The sequence below is a fragment of the Pseudomonas sp. LBUM1672 genome (assembly GCF_059695655.1).
On record NZ_CP166781.1, the window covers coordinates 1,043,965 to 1,063,043 of the forward strand.

Genomic DNA, 19,079 nt, shown 5'->3' on the forward strand with positions numbered 1-19,079 from the left:
CCCACAAGGGATCTGTGATTAATGGACGATCGAGTTCGGCGGCAGATGCCCCAGTCGTTCAGTCAGGCGAATCCGCTGGATCGGGTCGTCACTGAGCAGCAATGCATGCTCCAGGTCGAAGCGCTCGGCGTTCGGGCAGTCCAGCCGTTGATAGAGGCTCGCCCGGGCCAGGTAATCGGAGGCGTTGGCGTTGCCCAGTTCCAGCACGCGTTCAGCGTCGATCAGCGCGCCGATGTAGTCATCGTGGGAAAGGTGCAACTGGCGCAGGTTGCGTGACAGCCGTTGCAGCATTTGCGCCGGTTCGGCGGTCAGCAAATGCTCGGCGTTGAGTTTTATGTTCGGGCCGTACTGGCGTTGCAGCAATTCACGGCAATCGTTGGGGTACAAGCGGCGCCCGCCGCACGGGTCCAGCAGGTGATCGGCACCTGGCACCCGCAGCAGGAAGTGCCCGGGGAAATTGACCCCGACCAACGGGATCTCCAGGCGTCTGGCCAGCTCCAGCGCGATCAACCCCAAGGACAGCGGCTGGCCGCGCCTGAGTTCCAGCACCTTATTGACCAGTGCCACTTGCGGGCGCAGCGGGGTGAAGTCGTCCTGGGCGAACCCCAGGTCATTCATCCGCCGCAACAGCGGCTGGGCCAGTTCGCTCACCGGCAGCATCGGCAAGCCATAACTGACCCGCTGTTGCAGATCGCGAAAGTCTGCCAGCACCTTCTCGGGATTTACCTCTTTGTCATGCTCGGCCGCCATCCACAGCGCCGCCTCGAACAGCGCGGGCGGTGATCGTTGCAGGCAGTCAAAAAAGTGTTGGCGCGGGGTCATCAAAATCTCCGGGCAATGCCTCGTTTTAGCCCCGTCGCCGGCATTCGTCCAGTGCGGCACACATGCGGTATCAGGTTATGTCCGAAAGCCTGCATTGCGGCGCTGCTTATTCCGGTGCGCTTCTGCAATTTTTGGGCGCAAGCCTATACTGGCGACTACAAGAAGTGATTCGGGAGCCCTACGATGTTCGCTCTCATGCAAAGCACTCGCCTTGAATCGCTGCATCTGAGCGTCGACCCGGTCACCGGGTTGAAGGCGGTCATTGCCATTCATAACAGCCGCCTGGGGCCAGCCCTGGGGGGATGTCGTTACCTTGCCTATCCCAGCGACGAATCTGCAGTCGAGGATGCCATTCGCCTGGCGCAGGGCATGAGTTACAAGGCGGCGCTGGCGGGCTTGGCCCAAGGTGGCGGGGTGGCGGTCATTGTCCGACCGGTGCATGTGGAAAATCGTGCCGCGCTGTTCGAAGCCTTCGGCCGCTGCATCAATCAACTCGACGGGCGCTACATCACCGCGATCGACAGCGGCACCTCGGTGGCGGACATGGATTGCATCGCCCAACAGACCCAACACGTTACCAGCACCACCTCGGCGGGCGACCCCGCGCCACACGCCGCGATGGGGGTGTTCACCGGCATTCGTGCCACCGCCATGGCTCGTCTGGGTAGTGATAACCTCGAAGGCCTGCGGGTCGCGATCCAGGGCTTGGGCAACGTCGGTTATGCCTTGGCCGAACAGCTGCACGCCGCTGGCGCCGAACTGCTGGTCAGCGACATCGATCACGGCAAGGTGCAATTGGCGATGGAGCAATTGGGCGCTCATCCGATCGCCAACGATGCGCTGCTCAGCACGCCGTGCGACATTCTCGCGCCCTGCGGCCTCGGTGGCGTGCTCAACAGCCACAGCGTCACTCAACTGCGCTGCTCGGCAGTGGCCGGTTCGGCGAACAATCAGCTGACGCATCTGGAAGTCGCCGATCAACTGGAGCGACGGGGCATTTTGTATGCGCCGGATTACGTGATCAATTCCGGCGGGCTGATCTACGTTTCGCTCAAACACCGTGGCGAAGAACTCACGACCATCACCGCGCACCTGTCGAAAATCGCCTCGCGGCTGACCGAAGTCTTTGCCCATGCGCAGGCGGAAAAACGTTCGCCTGCACGGGTGGCGGACGAGTTGGCGGAGAAAGTGCTGTACCGCTGAATCCTGCTTTTACTCCAGACATGAAAAAGGCCCTGAGCCATTCGACTCAGGGCCTATTCAATTCGGGCATTGCTTACTTCGGTGTCTTGGCGGCTTTAGCTGGCTTGGTCGGCTCAGCGGTGGCAACTTCTTCAACCGGTTCAGACGTTTCAACCACTTCGGCCGGCGCATTCAGCAGTTCGGACAAAGCATCCGGCTGGCTCTTGAATGCCTTGGCGAACACATCGCGATTCTTCGCCATGTAGATCCCGGCTTCTTCCACCTGCTGTTCGGTCAGGGACGGAACGGCTTTCTGCAACACTTCAGCCAGCAACTCAGCCAGTTCGAGCATTTTGTCATGACGGTCAGCTTCGGCTTTATCCATGAACAAGCGCTCCAGATCTCGGCTGCTGCGGTATACCACTTCGACGGCCATTCACCACCTCACATGCCTTCACATTAGTTGTCTGTTTCGACCACTGTATTTATATACAGCGAAAAGGATAAGCGAATCCCTGCGCTTTGGGTAGTGGCTTTTCAATGTAGACCGAAATCAGGGTTTGTCAGGTGGACCGAGTTGCTCCCTTCGCGAGCAGGCTGGCTCTCTCAGGTGCGACCAAACGCCACGGAGCGCGTTTTAGAGCATCTCGCCATCATGTGGCAGGCGCCTCTGGCCTTTTTTCTGCATGCAGAACAACCGTCACGTCAAACCCGCATCATCCGCTCGAACCGAGCTAAGGAAGAATCACCGTGAAAATCAACTGGGCCGAGAAACTGCGGCAGAACGTGCATCAATTGGCCGAGTCCCTGGGCAACCTGTTCGTCGAGACCTTCCATTACCTGGCGTTGTTCGCCATCGGTGCAGTGACCGCGTGGGCGGCGGTGATGGAATTTCTCGGGATGATCGAAGAAGGGCACATCAAGATCGATGACATCTTGCTGCTGTTCATCTACCTGGAACTGGGTGCGATGGTCGGGATTTACTTCAAGACCAACCACATGCCGGTGCGCTTCCTGATCTACGTGGCAATCACGGCGCTGACGCGACTGTTGATTTCCAACGTCTCGCACCACAACCCGCCGGACCTCGGCATCATTTACCTGTGCGGCGGGATTCTGCTGCTGGCGTTTGCGATTCTGGTGGTGCGTTACGCTTCGTCGCAATTCCCTTCGGTGAAGATCGAACACCCGCAACGCAAGGTCGGTGCGGGTTCCGGTGAACATCCCGAAGTGGAGAAGGGCGAAATCTAAAGTCCCATGGTGGGGCGGGGCTTGGCTTTGACTTGGGGTGGCGGCAGGTTGCGATTGTCGCCATCGGTCATGGCTTCGAGGATCGACATGGCGCTATGGCCCTGTTCGATGGCGATGCCGAACTGAATGCTTTGCACCAGGCGCTTGAGGCGCTTGGGGTCATTGCGCTGTTCGGCGCTGATCATCCGCTTGGCAACCACGTGGCCGCTGTTGGACAGGGTCAGCATGATGCGGCCGTCCAGCCCCTGAATGCTCAGGTTGATCTGATAGTCCGCTGCAAAGGCATCGGTAATGAGCTGAAAAGGGTTGTCCATGATGCGTCACCGCCTGATTGAACGTGCAGTTGTTGACCGGCCATGATCAGGTTGGTTCGCATTACCGGACCATTGGCAGGCCGCTCGCTGAGGTTTTCAAAAGTCCTTTTGCCTCAGACAAGACTTAGCAAGGGCCATGCCGGGAAAATTGTCGAACAATTATCACGGCAAAAAAGAGGCGGGCACTGAGGCCCGCCTTCTTTTTGCCTGCCCGTTTCAGGGCATGAATGAATAGATGATCGCAGACAGTGCAATCAAACCGATCAACACCACGAACACGTTCGACGCCTGCCCGGAATACTGGCGCAGGGCCGGCACGCGGCGGATGGCGTACATCGGCATCAGGAACAACAGGCACGCGATGATCGGCCCGCCGAGGGTTTCGATCATGCCGAGGATGCTCGGGTTGAAGGTCGCCACGGCCCAGCAGCTGAGGATCATGAACAGCGCCGTGATGCGGTTCAGCCAGCTCGCCGACATCACCCGGCCACGGCCGCGCAGGCTTTTCACGATCAGGCCCTGAAAGCCTTCGCTGGCGCCGATGTAATGGCCGAGGAAGGATTTGGTGATTGCCACCAGCGCAATCAGCGGCGCAGCGTATGCGATGACCGGCGTCTGGAAGTGGTTGGCCAGGTACGACAGGATCGAGATGTTCTGCGCCTTCGCCGCCGCCAGATCAGCCGGGGACAGTGCCAGCACGCAGCTGAAGCAGAAGAACATCACCGTCACCACCATCATGGCGTGGGCGATGGCGAGAATGCCGCTGCTCTTGCGTTCGGCCTGTTCGCCGTAGCGCTGTTTCTGGTCAACGGCGAACGCGGAAATGATCGGCGAATGGTTGAAAGAGAACACCATCACCGGGATCGCCAGCCACAAGGTTTTGAAGAACAGCGGCAGCGGCATGCCTTCGCTGGCGGTGGCGAAGAACGCGCCGTTCCAGTTAGGGATCAGGCTGACTCCGAGCAGCAGCAACGCCGCGACGAACGGATAAACCAGCACGCTCATGCATTTGACGATGACACCCTGGCCACAACGCACGATGGCCATCAGACCGAGAATCAGCACCAGCGACAAAATCGCCCGCGGTGGCGGGGCGATGTGCAGTTGATGCTCCATGAAGCTGCTCAAGGTGTTGGTCAGCGCCACGCTGTACACCAGCAGAATCGGGAAGATCGCAAAGAAATACAGCAGCGTGATCAGCTTGCCGGCGCCAATGCCGAAGTGTTCTTCCACCACTTCGGTGATGTCTCCGGAGCGACCGGACAGCACGAAGCGGGTCAGGCCCCGGTGAGCAAAGTAGGTCATCGGGAATGCCAGCACCGCCAGGATCAGCAGCGGCCAGAAGCCACCCACGCCGGCGTTGATTGGCAGGAACAGCGTGCCGGCGCCGATAGCCGTGCCATAGAGGCCGAGCATCCAGGTGGTGTCGTGTTTGCTCCAGCCTTTGGTGGCGGTTGCTGTGTCGCGTTTGAGTTCTACAGCTGGGTTATCGGCAGCAGGTGTACGTACATCGGTCATCGTTTGGCCTCGTTATTGTTCTTGCTCGGGCTCACGGTTACGGGCGGTCAGGTAATGCTCCTCAGCACTCCACCCAGCTGACAGCCAGGCCGCCCCGTGAAGTCTCTTTGTATTTGTCGTGCATGTCGGCGCCGGTATCGCGCATGGTGCGGATTACCCGGTCCAGGGAAATAAAGTGTTTGCCGTCGCCGCGCAGGGCCATTTGCGTGGCGTTGATCGCCTTCACGGCGGCGATGGCGTTGCGTTCGATGCACGGCACTTGCACCAGGCCGCCAACCGGGTCGCAGGTCAGGCCAAGGTTGTGTTCCAGGCCTATTTCGGCGGCGTTTTCCAGTTGCTCGGGCGTGGCGCCGAGCACGTCAGCCAGGCCGGCAGCCGCCATGGCGCAGGCGGAACCGACTTCACCCTGGCAGCCGACTTCGGCACCGGAGATGGACGCGTTTTTCTTGCAGAGAATGCCTACGGCCGCCGCGCCCAAAAAGAACGCGACCACGTCATCGTCCGACGCGTCCGGGTTGAATTTCATGTAGTAGTGCAATACCGCCGGAATGATCCCTGCCGCGCCGTTGGTCGGCGCCGTCACCATGCGCCCGCCCGCTGCGTTTTCTTCGTTCACGGCGAGGGCGAACAGGTTCACCCACTCCATGGCCGACAGCGTGGACGTGATGACATTCGGCTTGCCGATTTCCAACAGGCTGCGGTGCAATTTCGCCGCGCGACGCGGAACATTCAGACCACCGGGCAGGATGCCTTCGTGACGCAAGCCTTGCTCGACGCACTCACGCATCACCGACCAGATGTGCAGCAAGCCCTGACGGATCTCGGCTTCGCTGCGCCAGGCCAGTTCGTTGGCCAACATCAACTCGGAAACCCGCAGGCCGTGCTGGTTACAGAGCTTGAGCAGTTCGCCAGCGCTGGAAAAATCGTAGGGCAGCACCACGTCGCTGGTCGGCGCGATACCGGACTCGGCTTCCGCCGCTTCGATGATGAAACCGCCGCCAATCGAGTAGTACGTTTGCTCCGACAACTCTCCGGTTTCACCAAAGGCTGTCAGAGACATGGCGTTGGGGTGGTAGGGCAGGCTCTCGTCGAGCAGCAGGAGATCGCGTTGCCAGTTGAAGGCGATGGTCTTGCTGCCAGCCAGAGACAATTCGCCGGATTCGCGCAGGCTCTGGATGCGGCTGTCGATGGTGGTCGGGTCGATGCTGTCCGGCCATTCGCCCATCAGGCCCATGACGCAGGCGCGGTCGGTCGCGTGGCCGACGCCGGTGGCCGAAAGGGAGCCGTACAGACGGATTTCTACCCGACGCACGGCGTCCAGCAAACCCTGGTCAATCAGTGCCTGGGCAAAGGTCGCCGCGGCGCGCATCGGGCCGACGGTGTGGGAACTGGACGGACCGATGCCGACTTTGAAGAGATCGAAAACACTGATAGCCATGCTAAAGCCTATACAAGCAATGGAAGAGAAATCGCTGCCATTTTTGTAGGACAAGCGCAATGTCGGCGATACTGCCTACCTCGGTCCAACGTGACCAACGAAACTTCCTAAGACAGCCTTTAGCAGGACTAAACAATGAGTCGCCAATTGCACGCCCAGACTTACGTCTGGCTGCACGTGTTTTCCTGTGCCGCGCGGCACTTGTCGTTCACCCGATGTGCTGAAGAGCTGCACATCACGCCGGGTGCGGTCAGTCAGCAAATCCGTCAACTGGAAGAACGGTTGGGCTTTCGCTTGTTTCACCGCCGTGCCCGCGGTGTGGAATTGAGCGCCGAGGGCCAGCGACTGGCCATTACGGTCAACGAGGCTTACGGCAACATCGATGCGGAATTGCGACGACTGGACGCGGGAATGATCAGCGGGATTCTGCGGGTGCGGTCTATTCCATCGTTCCTGAGCAAGTGGCTGACCCCGCGCCTGCCGCGCTTGCAGCAGCGCTTCCCGGACATTCAGCTGCGCCTGGTGGCCGAGGACAGCAGCGTGCCGCTGCACGAAGGTGACTTCGACCTGGCCATCGACTTGAATGACGGCAGTTATCCCGGGTTGTTATCCACAACCCTGCTCGACGAACAGATCTTCCCGGTCTGCGCCCCGAGTCTGCTACGCGGCCGGCCACCGCTGCACGGTCCGGCCGGCCTGGTGCACTTTCCCCTGCTGCACGACATCACCGCCTGGCGCGGCAGTTACGAGTACGCGGAATGGGAGTTCTACCTCAATGCCATTGGCTTCGAGGGCGCGGATGTGCGGCGCGGGCATACCTTCAATCGCAATCACCTGACCATCGAAGCGGCGATTGCCGGCATGGGTGTGGCGATTGCGCGGCGCACGTTGCTCAACGATGAGCTGGAGCGCGGGACGTTGATTGTGCCGTTCGGCCTGGCGGTGCCCAATCACAAGCGTTACGTGCTGCTCTATGCGCCAGGCGCGCTGAGCCATCCGGGTGTGCGTGCGGTGCATGACTGGCTGGTGGAGGAGGCGGGGATCTTTCGGAGTCTGCACCCACTGGCGGAGCGGCAGATGTGAGCAATTGTGACTAAAGAGAGGGGCGACCCAACTCCCGACCTTAACAGCGCTTTTACCGGTTGTCCGGCTTTTTTTGCGAATCCATATTTATCTTTTTCTAGGGGTTGAAATGTTCTGCGCGCAGACCGATTGTGTAAGTAAGAGGTCACGGTGATGACGTCCAAGGGCCAGCCGATGCGCCTCTCGCGAGCTAGCTGAAATAAGGGATGAACTATGCAAATCCAAGTCAACAGTGATAACCATATTCAAAGCAGCATCCGACTGGAGGAGTGGGTACGTACTACCATTGAGAGCACGCTCGAACGTTATGAAGAGGACCTGACACGCGTCGAGGTTCATCTGCGGGACGAGAATGGCGACAAGCCAGGTCCCCATGACATGCGCTGCCAGCTGGAAGCGCGGCCAAAAGGCCACCAACCGATTTCTGTCACTCATAAAGCCGACACCCTGGAGCAAGCGATCGACGGTGCGGCGGAAAAACTCGAACATGCGCTTGAGCATCTGTTCGGCAAACTGCGGGGCAAACCACGTGCCGCTGTGATGCCATTCGAAAGGGCCACCGCCGACAAGCTGCTGGAAGACGAGTTTCTCGAGAACGAACAGGCTGCACAAAACGGCTGAAGCCTGATTCACTTTTTACCTTCCCACTGAAAACGGGCCTGCTGATGCAGGCCCGTTCTTGTTTCAGGGTTGGTGATTTCTATAGTTTATTAATACCTTGTGGCGAGGGGATTTATCCCCGTTGGGCTGCGAAGCAGTCGCCAATCCTGCATAGATAGTATTTCTGGAAGAATGCTAGGGGCCGCTTCGCAGCCCAACGGGGATAAATCCCCTCACCACAAAGCTGCCCGGCTTTAGAGGTCAGTGGGTCAAAACGCCACCGAGGTCTGCACATAAACCGTTCGCGGTTCCCCCACGTACTTGCCCTTGTTGTTGTCATCGAACGAGCGGGTGAAGTACTGGTGGTTGAAGATATTCTTCACCCCCACCGCTACATTCAAATCCGACAACTTCGGCCCGAAGTCATACGCCGCGCGGCTGCTGAACAACATGTACCCGGGAATCTTGCCCGTGCTGCCATCAGCGCTTTCGGCCGAGGTGTTGGCGTTGTCGGCAAATTGGTCGCTCTGATAACTGCTGTCCAGGTTCAGCTTCCATGCGCCTTCGGTGTAACCCACGCCAATCGTGCCCTTGTGTTTCGAGGAGAAAGGCACACGATTGCCCTTGTTCGGTCCGTCTTCGCGGATGGTCGCGTCCACAAAGGCGTAAGTGGCGTACACATCAAAACCGGCCAGCGACGGGCTCAAGTCATCCAGTGAATAGTTGATGCTGCTTTCGATCCCTTGATGACGCGTCTCGCCGCGGGCGATCACCGAGTCATTGGTCTGATTACTTTCGTACTGATTGTCGAAGTTGATCAGGAACGCGCCGATTTCCGCTCTCAACGCACCGTTGTCGTAACGGGTGCCCAGTTCCCAGGTCCGCGCCTTTTCCGGTTTGACTTCGCCGCTGGTCACCCGGTTAGGCATCTGGCTGTATTGCACGCTGCCGAACGAGCCTTCGGTATTGGCGTAGAGATTCCAGGAGTCCGTCACGTGATAGAGCACGTTCAGCGCCGGCAACGCGGTGTTGTAGTCGCCCTTGTACTTCACGTTGGTCAGGTTGTTGGTCTGCTGCGAATCGATCATCTCGTAGCGAATGCCCGGCGTGAGTGTCCACTTGCCGATGTCGATCCGGTCGTCGAGGAAGAACGCGTTGGCTTCGGTGCCGCCACGGGTGTCGCGATCATTGCGGCTGTTAGTGGTCGGGTAGGTATTGTTGGCAATCGGCTCGCGGTAACGCAGTTCGTGGCCGGCTTCGTTGATGTAGCGATAGCCGATACCGACTTCATGGCTGGTCGGGCCGAGGTCAAAGCCTTGGGCGAAACGGGTTTCCAGGCCGCGTACCCAGTACTCGCGCGGGGACAGCGACAGGAACGTGCCCTGATCCAGATAACCACTGCGCAGGGTTTTGGTGAAGAACGTGTTGGCGGTGAATTCGCGACGGTCTTCCTGATAGCGATAGCCGAAGTTGAACATCGTCCGGCGGCCCCAGAACTGGTCTTTCGGGCGGGTCGACTGGTACGGGTCGGCATCGTAATCGGCGACGTTCAAGCCGCCGGGCATGTCGGCCTTGCCTTCGTAATACTGAGCCATCGCGTTGAAGCTGTTGGCGTCATTGAGCTGGTATTTGCCCTTGAGGATCAGGTCGTCGATTTCGGTATCGCTGCGTTCACGCCAGTCTCCACCGCGGGTGCCGGAATACAACAGCGCGCCGCCCAAGCCGTTGTCGGCGGTGCCGCCGGCCAGCAAGTTGCCGGTGGTTTTGAAGCCGTCGTGGCTGGAGGACGGGCTGGTTTCGGTCTGGAAACCACCTTTCACCGTTGGCTCATCGGGAATCGCGCGGGTCACGAAGTTGACCACGCCGCCGACGTTCTGCGGGCCGTAACGCACCGCGCCGCCGCCGCGCACCACGTCCACCGCGTCCATGTTGCCGATGCTCACTGGCGCGAAAGACAACTGCGGCTGGCCATAAGGTGCGAAGGGCACCGGGATGCCGTCCATCAATACGGTCGAGCGTGAAGCCAGGCGCGGATTGAGACCGCGAATGCCGAAGTTCAGCGCCATGTCGTGGCTGCCGGTGCCGTTGTTGTCCGGCGCGTTCACACCGGGGATGCGGTTGAGCACGTCCTTGGCCTGGGTCGCGCCCTGGCGTTCGAACTCCTCGCGGCGGATCACATCACGGGCGCCGGGATGCTCGAAGACGTTGATTTGCGCGGCGTCACCGAGCCAGTCGCCGACCACTTTCGAGGTATCCAGCTCCAGCGCGGTGTCGTCCGCCGGTTGCAGGCTGAAGGCATTGTCGCCCTCGGCACGCGCTTGCAGGCCGGTGCCTTCGAGCAATGCGTCCAGGCCCTGCGACGGGGTGAAGTTGCCTTCCAGGCCACGACTCTGCACACCGCTAGTGACTTGCGAACCGAAGGTGATCAACACGCCGGCTTCACGGCCGAACTGGTTGAGTGCGCTTTCGAGCGAGGACGGTGCGATGTGGTACGGCTTGGCATCGGCGGCGAACGCGAGCGGCAGCGCGCCGAAGCTCAAGCTGGCGCCGAGCAAGAGGTGGCGCACGGTTCGGGCCAGCGGAGTGAGGCGGGTGGGGTGCATGGAGGACGATCCTGAGAAGGTGGAATCAAGGGGGCTTTCCTTCTCTGTCACGCCAGATCTGAAAAACGGCTCACGTGGAACAAAACTTTTTTTGTGTGGATCACTTTTGTGGCGAGGGGATTTATCCCCGTTGGGCTGCGAAGCAGCCCCAAAACCAGATGAACGCATCCTTCAGGTAATCCACGTTTGCAGGTTTTGCGACTGCTGCGCAGTCGAACGGGGATAAATCCCCTCACCACAAAGCTTTTGTTTTGCCTTGGGTTACGCCTTCGCTTCGACGGTCACCCAATACCGGGTAAAGCGCTTCACTTTCACCGGCAAGCTGATTTCCAGCAGATCCAGAATCCGTTCGCTGTCGGCCAGCGGATACGTCCCGGAAATCAACAGATCCGCCACCTTCGCATCGCAATTCAACTGCCCGCGACGATAGCGGCCGAGCTCGTCGAGAAAATCCCCGAGGCGCATGTGGGCGGCCACCAGCATGCCGTCGGCCCAGGCGCCGCTGTTGGCCTCCAGCGGCAGCGGTTTACCCACGCCGCGCGGGCCGAAACCCAATTGCCGGGCGGCAGGTAAAACCAGTGGGGCGCCATCGTTCGGCATCAACTCGACACTGCCCTCGAACACCGCCACCAGGGTGTGATCAGCAAACTGCCGCACGTTCAATCGTCCACCTTGCGTGGTCAACACGCCCTGCGCGGTCTGCACCTGAAACGCCTGGGTCGCGGTCAAGAGCAGTTCGCCCTCCAGCAAACGAATCAGCCGTTGCGGGCCCTCCACCCGCACATCCGCCGAACTCGCGGTGTTGAGCTGCAACTGATTGCCTGCGCCGAGCGCCACCTTGCGCCGCTGGCCGATGGGGCTGCGGTAATCAGCGAGTAACGGCGGCAGCACGTTGTGTTCGCGCATGCCCCAGGTGACCGCGGAACCTGCGCCGAGAATCAGCAGCAGTTTCAACGCCTGACGTCGGCTGCCGGACTTCGGCGCATTGAGCGCCGCGTGGGCCAGCGGCGAAGACAAACCGCGAAGTCGCTGATTGACCCGCTGGATATGTTCCCACGCCCGTTGATGCTCGCTGTGCCCATCGTGCCATTGCTGCCAGGCCTGTTGCTGGCGCGGGTTCAGCGGGTCTTGCTGCATTTCCATCAACCAGTGCACGGCCTGTTCGGCGACTTGGGAAGAAAAGTCCGGAGTACCGTTCATAGCGCGAAATAGCAGCGCATGGCTGCTTTACTCAAGTGGCGTTTGACCGTGGCAATGGAAATGCCCAGTTCCGCCGCGATCTGTGGATAAGTCAGGCCATCGACCTGCGCCAGCAGAAAGGCGCGTTTGACCAGACACGGCAAACCGTCCAGCAACTGATCCAGCTCCATCAGGGTTTGCAGGATGATCGCCCGTTCTTCTTCGGACGGCGCGTACACCTCAGGCATTTGTGCGAGTGCTTCGGCGTAGGCGCGTTCCAGATCATGGCGACGGTAATGGTTGAACAGCACGCGTTTGGCGATCGTGGTCAGGAATGCTCGCGGCTCGATGATCTGCGGTGTTTCCCGGGCGGTCAGCACGCGAATGAACGTGTCCTGAGCCAGATCCGCCGCACTGTCCGGGCAGCCAAGCCTGCGCCGCAACCAACCGGTGAGCCAGTTGTGGTGGGCGTGATAGAGGATTTCGACGGGATTGGCGGGCTGCAACAGAACCACTCCGACACAAACGGATACGTTAGAGAACAAGAATTGTTCGCATTGTAGGGGTGTGCAATGCCCCCGGCAATCGGAACTGTTTTGCGTATGAGAATATTTATCATTAATATTGCGCGCTTGCTGGCCCGTGACTTTTACGCGGCCTCACCCGGTTTCAAGGTCGAAACATGAAAGGCAAAATCAGCACGCTTCCCGTTTCCTATCGATTGGCCGTCACTTCGCGAGTGCTGGCTGCGGTGTTGGGCGGCTATTTCGTCGCGGCGCTGGCCAGTGTCAGCCTTAGTTTGTGGTTGCCGATGGCCCGCGCCGAAGCGGTGGTGACCGGGATGATGACCTCATTTCTGGTCTATCTGGTCGCGGTGCTTTGGTGTTTTGCCTGTCGCAGCGCGTGGCAGGCCTGGTTCGGTTTGATCGTTCCGGGTCTGGTGCTGACAGCTGTTTCAGGGTTGGCGTACTGGATGGGCCACGCATGAAAGAAGGATTTCGTCAGGCGATGGCCTGGTTGCACACCTGGGCCGGGTTGACCTTCGGCTGGTTGCTGTTCGCGATTTTCCTGACCGGCACGCTCGCGTATTTCAAGGACGAGATCAGTCACTGGATGCAGCCCGAAATACCGGCGCGTTCGGTCACTGCCGAAACCAGTCTGACGCTGGCGCAAGACTATCTGCAGCAACACGCCCCAGGCGCCTCACGCTGGCTCATCGATTTGCCGAGTGCCCGGGAACCGGGCCTGTCGGTGCGCTGGCAGCAGTCGCCGCCCAATCCCGGTGAGCGCGGCCGATTCACTGAAAAACTGCTCGATCCGCAAACCGGCGCCGAAGTGCAGGGCCGCGAGACGATGGGTGGCGAGTTCTTTTATCGCTTCCACTTTCAGCTGCAAATGCCTTATCCGTGGGGCCGCTGGTTGTCGACCATCGCGGCCATGGTGATGTTCATCGGCCTGATCACCGGGATCATCACCCACAAGAAAATCTTCAAGGACTTTTTCACCTTCCGCCCGCGCAAAGGCCAGCGCTCATGGCTGGACGGACACAACGCGGTGGGCGTTCTGGTGCTGCCGTTTCACCTGATGATCACCTACAGCAGCCTGGTGATTTTCATGTCGATGGTGATGCCAGCGAGCATTCTGGCCTCGTACAAAGGGGATGTCCGGGCGTTTTTCGATGACGTGTTTCCGGCCTCCAGCACGCCGGAACTGGCGGGAAAACCGGGGCAGTTGGCCCCCATGGCGCCACTGTTGGAACGGGCACGCGAGCAATGGGCGGGCGGTCGTGTGGAGCGCTTGACGGTGAACAATCCTGGGGATGCAAACGCCTCGGTGGTGCTGGTGCGTGACGGCGCGGATCGGGTGGTGCATGACGCGGGCAGCGCGGTGACGTTCAACGGCGTGACCGGGCAACAACTCAGCGCCACACCACAGCAACCGATGCCGATGGCGATTGCCGGCAGTTTTTATGGTTTGCACATGGGCCATTTTGCGAGCCCGGTGTTGCGCTGGTTGTACTTTATTTTCGGTCTGGCGAGCACCGCATTGATCGGCACCGGGCTGGTGGTCTGGCTCGGCAAGCGCCAGCTCAAGCATGCGAAAAGCGCCGTGATGCCCTTCGAACTGCGGTTGGTGGAAGTGCTGAACATCTCCAGCATGTCCGGGCTGGTGGTCGCAGTGGCGGCGTTCTTCTGGGCCAATCGGTTGCTGCCGGTTGAGATGGCCACTCGGTCGGATTGGGAAGTGAACAGCTTCTTCATCGTCTGGGGCTTTAGCGTGATTCACGCGGTGATCCGCCGTGGTCGCGCGGCGTGGGTCGAGCAATTGGCGATGGCCGCGTTGCTGTTCTGCGGCGTTCCGCTCTTGAACGCGCTGACCACGCCGTACCACTTGGGTGTGACGCTGGCTGAAGGCGACTGGACGCTCGCCGGGTTCGATCTGACGTGCCTGGGCAGTGGCCTGCTCCTGGCCTGGGCTGCCTGGAAAATGCAGCGTGTCGGGCAGACCGTTCGCATTGCCAAAGAACGCGCCCGACCGATCACGCTTGAGCAGAAGGTGAACTGAATGCTGTTGGCCTTGCTGCTGTGCTACGGCGGATTCACCGCGCTGTGTTTATCGATGGATCGGCATCACGTCGACCTGCTGGGGCGCAAGTCGTCGGCCCAGCGGCGTAAAGCATTCAAGCTGAGCGGCTGGTTGCTGCTGACGGTTTCCTTATGGGCGGCGGTGTCGCAAACCGGTTGGGGCCTCGGGTTGGTGGAGTGGTTTGCGGTGTTGATGCTCAGCGCCTTGCTGCTGGTGTGGTTGATGCCGTATCGCCCGCGCCTGGCCCTGGCGTTGGCCGGGTTGAGCCTGCTCGCCAGCCCCGTCGCCGTGTTTGCGCAATGATGATCACCAATCCACCTGAAGCACACGATGAAGAGCATCGCGGCGCCCGTGCGCATTTTCTTCAGGTGTTCCTGTCCCAGCGTTCGCAGATGGAAGCGCTGGTGAGTCGGCGTGTCGGCTGCCGAGCGACCGCCGCCGACCTGGTCCAGGATTTGTTCCTGCGGTTCTGGCGGCGGCCGCTGGTGCAGGTCGAGGAGCTCAGCACTTACCTGTTGCGTTGCGCCGGCAACATCGCCATCGACCATTTGCGCAGCGAAGGCACGCGGGTTCGGGTCAACGAAGGCTGGATGCCGGATCAACCGGACAGCCAGGGCAGCGAACCACAAGCGGCACTGGAGGCGGGCAACGATCTGCGTCACGTCGAAGCGGCGTTGCGCGCGTTGCCGGAGCGCACCCGGCAAATCTTTCTGCTCAACCGCATCCACGGGCGCAAATACGCCGAGATCGCCAAGGCCATGGGCCTGTCCCAAAGCGCCGTGGAAAAACATATGATGCGCGCCCTCGATGCCTGCAAGGCCAGCCTGCAGGAACCGCCAACGCGCACGCCAAGGAAAGCACCGTGAATCAGCTTGACCGCGTCATCCCGACGCCCGCTCAGGAGCAGGCCGCGCTTGCCTGGCTGAGCCTGCTGCACGACCAGCCCAGCGGCGGCGATCAACTCACGTTCAGCCGCTGGCTGCAGGCTGATCCCGCCCACGCCGAGGCTTACGCCCAGGCGCAAGTGCTGTGGGAATTGAGCGAAGAGCCGGCGCGAACCTTGGCCGACGAAGACGCGTTCGCCTTGCAGGGTTACCTCAGTGCCATGAACCGGTCCCGCCGCACCCGTGTGCGGCGCTGGACTGGCGCGCTGGCCATGGCCGCGTGCCTGGTGTTGATGATCGGCCTTGGCGCAGGTTGGCAGCCGACGCGCTGGATCGATGATCTGGGGGCGGACTACGTGTCTGCACCGGGGGAAATTCGCACCGTGACGCTGGCCGATCAGTCGCAAGTCACGCTGGATGCCGACAGTGCCATCGCCGTGGATTTCAGTCGCGGTGAGCGCCACGTCCAGCTGCGTCGCGGTGCCGGATTTTTCAGCGTGACCCACACGGGCGATCCGTTTGTGGTGGACGCTGAAAAGGGCCAGGCGCGGGTGCTCGGTACGCAGTTCGAAGTGCGCCTGCAACCCCATGGCGCGCAGGTCACGGTGCTGTCCGGTCGGGTCGGCGTGACCGCGGACAAGCACGCCGAGCAGCAGGTTCTGAGCGCTGGCCAGCAAGTGGCGTATGGCGAAGGCTCGGCGGAAAAACTGCATGCCGTCGACAGTGAAGCGCAGTTGGCGTGGCGTCAGGGCTGGCTCAATTACTACAAGGTCACCCTGGCCGAGGTGGTGCAGGATTTGGGGCGGTATTACCCGGGGCGGATTGTGTTGCTCAATGATGAACTGGCGGCGCGGCGGGTGAGTGGCAGTTTCCCCAGCAAGGATCCGCAGGCGGTGTTGAGTTCGTTGCAGGGTGTGTTGGGGTTTGAGCAGACCAGCGTTTTGGGGCATCTGATTATTGTGCGGTGAGGCAACTGGCGCCTTCGCGGGCAAGCCTCGCTCCTACAAGTTTGCGCGAACCTTGTAGGAGCGAGGCTTGCCCGCGAAGGCGTCAAACCCAACACCACTGACCCCCAATAAAATTATTTTCAGAATTTTGATGAGGTAAACCCAACCCCCATCCGTGTAGTGACTGAAACTGCGAGTCATTCGCATCCCGTAGGTTCTACACAGGTCATTGAGCAATGAAGTCCAGGGCAAAATCGGGTTCGGTCAAACAGTGGTTGGGTGCTTCTGCACTGTGTATCTCGGCGTTGGCCTTGCTGCCATCGAGCGTCGCATCCGCCGCTGAGGCGGCCAACACGCAGCCGCTTACGCAGTTCAGTTTTGCTATCGCTGCCAAGCCGCTGCCCCAGGCCTTGAGCGACTTCAGCCGGGTCACTGGCATCAGCGTGGTCTACACCGATGAAGCGCCGTACGGTCTCACCGCCCCGGCGGTCAATGGCCAGTTGAACGCCGAGCAGGCCCTGCAGCGTTTGCTCGGCGGTTCGGGTTTCACCTTCCGCCGTAGCGACGCTCACACCCTGGTGCTTGAACCGCTGCCCACCGCCGGCACGTTGAATCTGGGCACCACCACCATCAACTCGGTGGCCGATCAATCCATGAGCTATCAGCCGCCGCCCACCAGTTCGGTGATGCGCTCGTCGGCCTTGCTCCAGGAAATCCCGCAGACCGTCAACGTCATCCCGGCCCAGGTGATTCGCGATCAGGCACCGCGCAATCTGGATGACGCGCTGGCCAACGTCAGCGGCATCACTCAGGGCAACACGCTGGCGAGCACCCAGGATTCGGTGATGACCCGCGGTTTCGGCGACAACCGCAACGGCTCGATCATGCGCGACGGCATGCCGATCGTGCAGGGCCGAGGCATGAACGCGACCGTGGACCGGGTCGAAGTGCTCAAGGGCCCGGCCTCGCTGCTGTACGGTATTCAGGACCCGGGCGGCGTGGTCAACATGGTCAGCAAGAAACCCGAACTGGAGCAATACAACGCCCTGACGCTGCGCGGTTCGACCTACGGCGACGGTAAAAACGGCAGCGGCGGCGGCCTCGACAGCACCGGCGCCCTCGGTGATTCCGGTTTTGCTTACCGCATGGTGCTGGACCACGAAGACGAAGATTACTGGCGCAACTTCGGCACTCACCGCGAGACGCTGGTGGCGCCGTCGCTGGCTTGGTTCGGCGAAAGCACCAAGCTGTTGTTCTCCTACGAACACCGCGAGTTCCTGACCCCGTTCGACCGCGGCACGGTCATCGACCCGCGAACCAATCACCCGTTGGACATCTCGCGCAATGAGCGCCTGGACGAGCCGTTCAACAACATGGAAGGCCGCTCGGACCTGTACCACTTCGAGGCTGATCACGAGCTCAACGACAACTGGAACGCCCACTTCGGCTACAGCTGGAACCGTGAAACCTACGACGCCAGCCAAGTGCGCGTCACCGCCATCGACACCCGACGCGGCACGCTGACCCGCAGCATGGACGGCACCCAGAACGCGATCAGCACCGACCGTTTCACCACCGCCAGCCTTGAAGGCAAGGTGAACGCGCTGGGCATGCAGCATGACCTGGTGTTCGGCGTCGATGACGAATACCGCAAGATCTACCGCGAAGACCTGATCCGCCAGAGAAGCCTGAGCACCTTCAGCTACGTCAACCCGGTCTATGGCCGCGAGGTCGCCGGCACCACGGTCAGCCCGGCGGACAGCGCCCAGACCGATGAGCTGCGCAGCGATTCGATCTTTCTGCAGGACTCGATCCACCTCACCGATCAATGGATTTTCGTCGCGGGCGCACGCTTTCAGGAATACGACCAGTACGCCGGCAAAGGCGTGCCGTTCCAGGCCAACACCGACAGCAACGGCCAAAAGTGGGTACCGCGTGCCGGTCTGGTCTATCGCTTTACCGATGAACTGTCGTTCTACGGCAGCTACACCGAATCGTTCAAACCCAACTCGACCATCGCGCCATTGAGCGGCAGCAGCACCGTGCTCGACGGCAGCGTGGCGCCGGAAGAAGCCAAGTCCTGGGAACTCGGCGCCAAGCTCGACATGCCGGGCCGCGTGACCGGTAACGTCGCGCTGTTCGACATCAAGAAACGCAACGTGCTGGTGGCCAACTCCGAAGGTCCGGTGACGATCTACAGCGCCGCCGGCGAAGTGCGCTCCCGTGGTCTGGAAGTGGACTTGACCGGCCAGCTCAGCGATCGCTGGAGCATGATCGGCAGCTATGCCTACACCGACGCCGAAGTCACCGAAGACCCGGTCTACAAGGGCAAAAAACTGCAAAACGTCGCGAAGAACAGTGGCTCGTTGTCGGCGGTCTATGACTTCGGGACCATTGTCGGCGGCGATCAATTGCGGGTCGGCGCGGGGGCGCGGTATGTCGGCGAGCGGGCGGGTAGTGCCGTCAACGATTTCGACCTGCCGAGCTACACCGTGGCCGATGCGTTCGCGACCTACGACACCAAGGTTGAAGGGCAGAAGGTCAAGTTTCAGCTCAACGTGAAGAACCTGTTTGACCGCACGTACTACACCTCGGCGGCGAGCCGGTTCTTTGTGTCGATGGGGGATTCGCGGCAGATCTCACTGTCCAGCACATTGGAGTTTTGACGAAAA

At 60.6% G+C, this 19,079-nt stretch carries 17 protein-coding genes and 1 pseudogene; 10 read left to right on the top strand and 8 right to left on the bottom strand.

Features of this window, described 5'->3' with window-relative positions:
• Window positions 1–18: 18 nt before the first annotated feature.
• The gene (locus ACA053_RS04595) at window positions 19–822 is read right to left on the bottom strand and encodes a SirB1 family protein (RefSeq protein ID WP_497315685.1); all 804 of its coding nucleotides are present in this window, start codon (window positions 820–822) and stop codon (window positions 19–21) included.
• 183 nt (window positions 823–1,005) lie between these two features.
• Between ACA053_RS04595 and ACA053_RS04600 the strand changes: the two genes are divergently transcribed.
• Window positions 1,006–2,025: a Glu/Leu/Phe/Val dehydrogenase family protein gene (locus ACA053_RS04600; RefSeq protein WP_219095759.1), complete on the top strand. Its 1,020-nt coding sequence runs from the start codon at window positions 1,006–1,008 to the stop codon at window positions 2,023–2,025.
• A gap of 160 nt (window positions 2,026–2,185) precedes the next feature.
• Here the strand turns inward: ACA053_RS04600 and ACA053_RS04605 are convergent.
• Window positions 2,186–2,440: pseudogene (locus tag ACA053_RS04605) on the bottom strand (YebG family protein); the annotation flags it as partial.
• Window positions 2,441–2,754: 314 nt separating this feature from the next.
• Here ACA053_RS04605 and ACA053_RS04610 point away from each other — a divergent pair.
• Window positions 2,755–3,255 (top strand): phosphate-starvation-inducible protein PsiE, encoded by a 501-nt coding sequence (locus ACA053_RS04610; protein WP_109628039.1) that lies wholly within the window; start codon window positions 2,755–2,757, stop codon window positions 3,253–3,255.
• Here ACA053_RS04610 and ACA053_RS04615 read toward each other — a convergent pair.
• From ACA053_RS04615 to ACA053_RS04625, 3 genes are all read right to left on the bottom strand, one after another.
• Window positions 3,252–3,569 (bottom strand): DUF3509 domain-containing protein, encoded by a 318-nt coding sequence (locus tag ACA053_RS04615; RefSeq protein WP_109628040.1) that lies wholly within the window; start codon window positions 3,567–3,569, stop codon window positions 3,252–3,254. The genes ACA053_RS04610 and ACA053_RS04615 overlap by 4 nt on opposite strands.
• A gap of 216 nt (window positions 3,570–3,785) precedes the next feature.
• The gene (locus ACA053_RS04620; RefSeq protein ID WP_497315687.1) at window positions 3,786–5,087 is read right to left on the bottom strand and encodes an HAAAP family serine/threonine permease; all 1,302 of its coding nucleotides are present in this window, start codon (window positions 5,085–5,087) and stop codon (window positions 3,786–3,788) included.
• 61 nt (window positions 5,088–5,148) lie between these two features.
• Entirely contained in the window at window positions 5,149–6,525 is a 1,377-nt protein-coding gene (locus ACA053_RS04625) for an L-serine ammonia-lyase (protein WP_497394637.1), read from the bottom strand.
• 135 nt (window positions 6,526–6,660) lie between these two features.
• Between ACA053_RS04625 and ACA053_RS04630 the strand changes: the two genes are divergently transcribed.
• Together ACA053_RS04630 and ACA053_RS04635 are read left to right on the top strand one after the other, a co-directional pair.
• Window positions 6,661–7,608, top strand: a complete 948-nt coding sequence (locus ACA053_RS04630) for a LysR substrate-binding domain-containing protein (protein ID WP_109628043.1) — start codon at window positions 6,661–6,663, stop codon at window positions 7,606–7,608.
• A 213-nt stretch (window positions 7,609–7,821) separates the two neighbouring features.
• A complete protein-coding gene (locus ACA053_RS04635; protein WP_497315690.1) occupies window positions 7,822–8,229 on the top strand; it encodes an HPF/RaiA family ribosome-associated protein in 408 nt (135 codons plus the stop codon).
• A gap of 248 nt (window positions 8,230–8,477) precedes the next feature.
• On the opposite strand, the gene fecA is transcribed toward ACA053_RS04635, so the two are convergent.
• The 3 genes from fecA to ACA053_RS04650 all read right to left on the bottom strand — a co-directional run bounded on the left by fecA (window position 8,478) and on the right by ACA053_RS04650 (window position 12,496).
• Window positions 8,478–10,811, bottom strand: a complete 2,334-nt coding sequence (gene fecA, locus ACA053_RS04640) for a TonB-dependent Fe(3+) dicitrate receptor FecA (protein ID WP_497394638.1) — start codon at window positions 10,809–10,811, stop codon at window positions 8,478–8,480.
• 261 nt (window positions 10,812–11,072) lie between these two features.
• The gene (locus ACA053_RS04645) at window positions 11,073–12,011 is read right to left on the bottom strand and encodes a FecR domain-containing protein (protein WP_497394639.1); all 939 of its coding nucleotides are present in this window, start codon (window positions 12,009–12,011) and stop codon (window positions 11,073–11,075) included.
• The gene (locus tag ACA053_RS04650) at window positions 12,008–12,496 is read right to left on the bottom strand and encodes a sigma-70 family RNA polymerase sigma factor (RefSeq protein ID WP_497315696.1); all 489 of its coding nucleotides are present in this window, start codon (window positions 12,494–12,496) and stop codon (window positions 12,008–12,010) included. Before ACA053_RS04650 ends, ACA053_RS04645 begins: the two co-directional genes overlap by 4 nt.
• A gap of 176 nt (window positions 12,497–12,672) precedes the next feature.
• Between ACA053_RS04650 and ACA053_RS04655 the strand changes: the two genes are divergently transcribed.
• The 6 genes from ACA053_RS04655 to ACA053_RS04680 all read left to right on the top strand — a co-directional run bounded on the left by ACA053_RS04655 (window position 12,673) and on the right by ACA053_RS04680 (window position 19,073).
• Window positions 12,673–12,978 carry a DUF3649 domain-containing protein gene (locus ACA053_RS04655; protein ID WP_497394640.1) on the top strand — a complete coding sequence of 102 codons (306 nt, stop codon included), beginning with the start codon at window positions 12,673–12,675 and terminating at the stop codon, window positions 12,976–12,978.
• Complete coding sequence (locus tag ACA053_RS04660) at window positions 12,975–14,555, top strand: PepSY-associated TM helix domain-containing protein (RefSeq protein WP_497394641.1); 1,581 nt, start codon at window positions 12,975–12,977, stop codon at window positions 14,553–14,555. Before ACA053_RS04655 ends, ACA053_RS04660 begins: the two co-directional genes overlap by 4 nt.
• Entirely contained in the window at window positions 14,556–14,879 is a 324-nt protein-coding gene (locus ACA053_RS04665; RefSeq protein ID WP_109628049.1) for a DUF3325 domain-containing protein, read from the top strand. It begins immediately after the preceding gene.
• Window positions 14,876–15,442, top strand: a complete 567-nt coding sequence (locus tag ACA053_RS04670; RefSeq protein WP_497315704.1) for an RNA polymerase sigma factor — start codon at window positions 14,876–14,878, stop codon at window positions 15,440–15,442. The genes ACA053_RS04665 and ACA053_RS04670 overlap by 4 nt, the downstream gene beginning before the upstream one ends.
• On the top strand, window positions 15,439–16,428 hold the full coding sequence (locus ACA053_RS04675) for a FecR family protein (protein ID WP_497394642.1): 990 nt from the start codon (window positions 15,439–15,441) through the stop codon (window positions 16,426–16,428). The genes ACA053_RS04670 and ACA053_RS04675 overlap by 4 nt, the downstream gene beginning before the upstream one ends.
• Window positions 16,429–16,643: 215 nt before the next feature.
• Window positions 16,644–19,073, top strand: a complete 2,430-nt coding sequence (locus ACA053_RS04680; RefSeq protein WP_497394643.1) for a TonB-dependent siderophore receptor — start codon at window positions 16,644–16,646, stop codon at window positions 19,071–19,073.
• Window positions 19,074–19,079 lie beyond the last annotated feature (6 nt).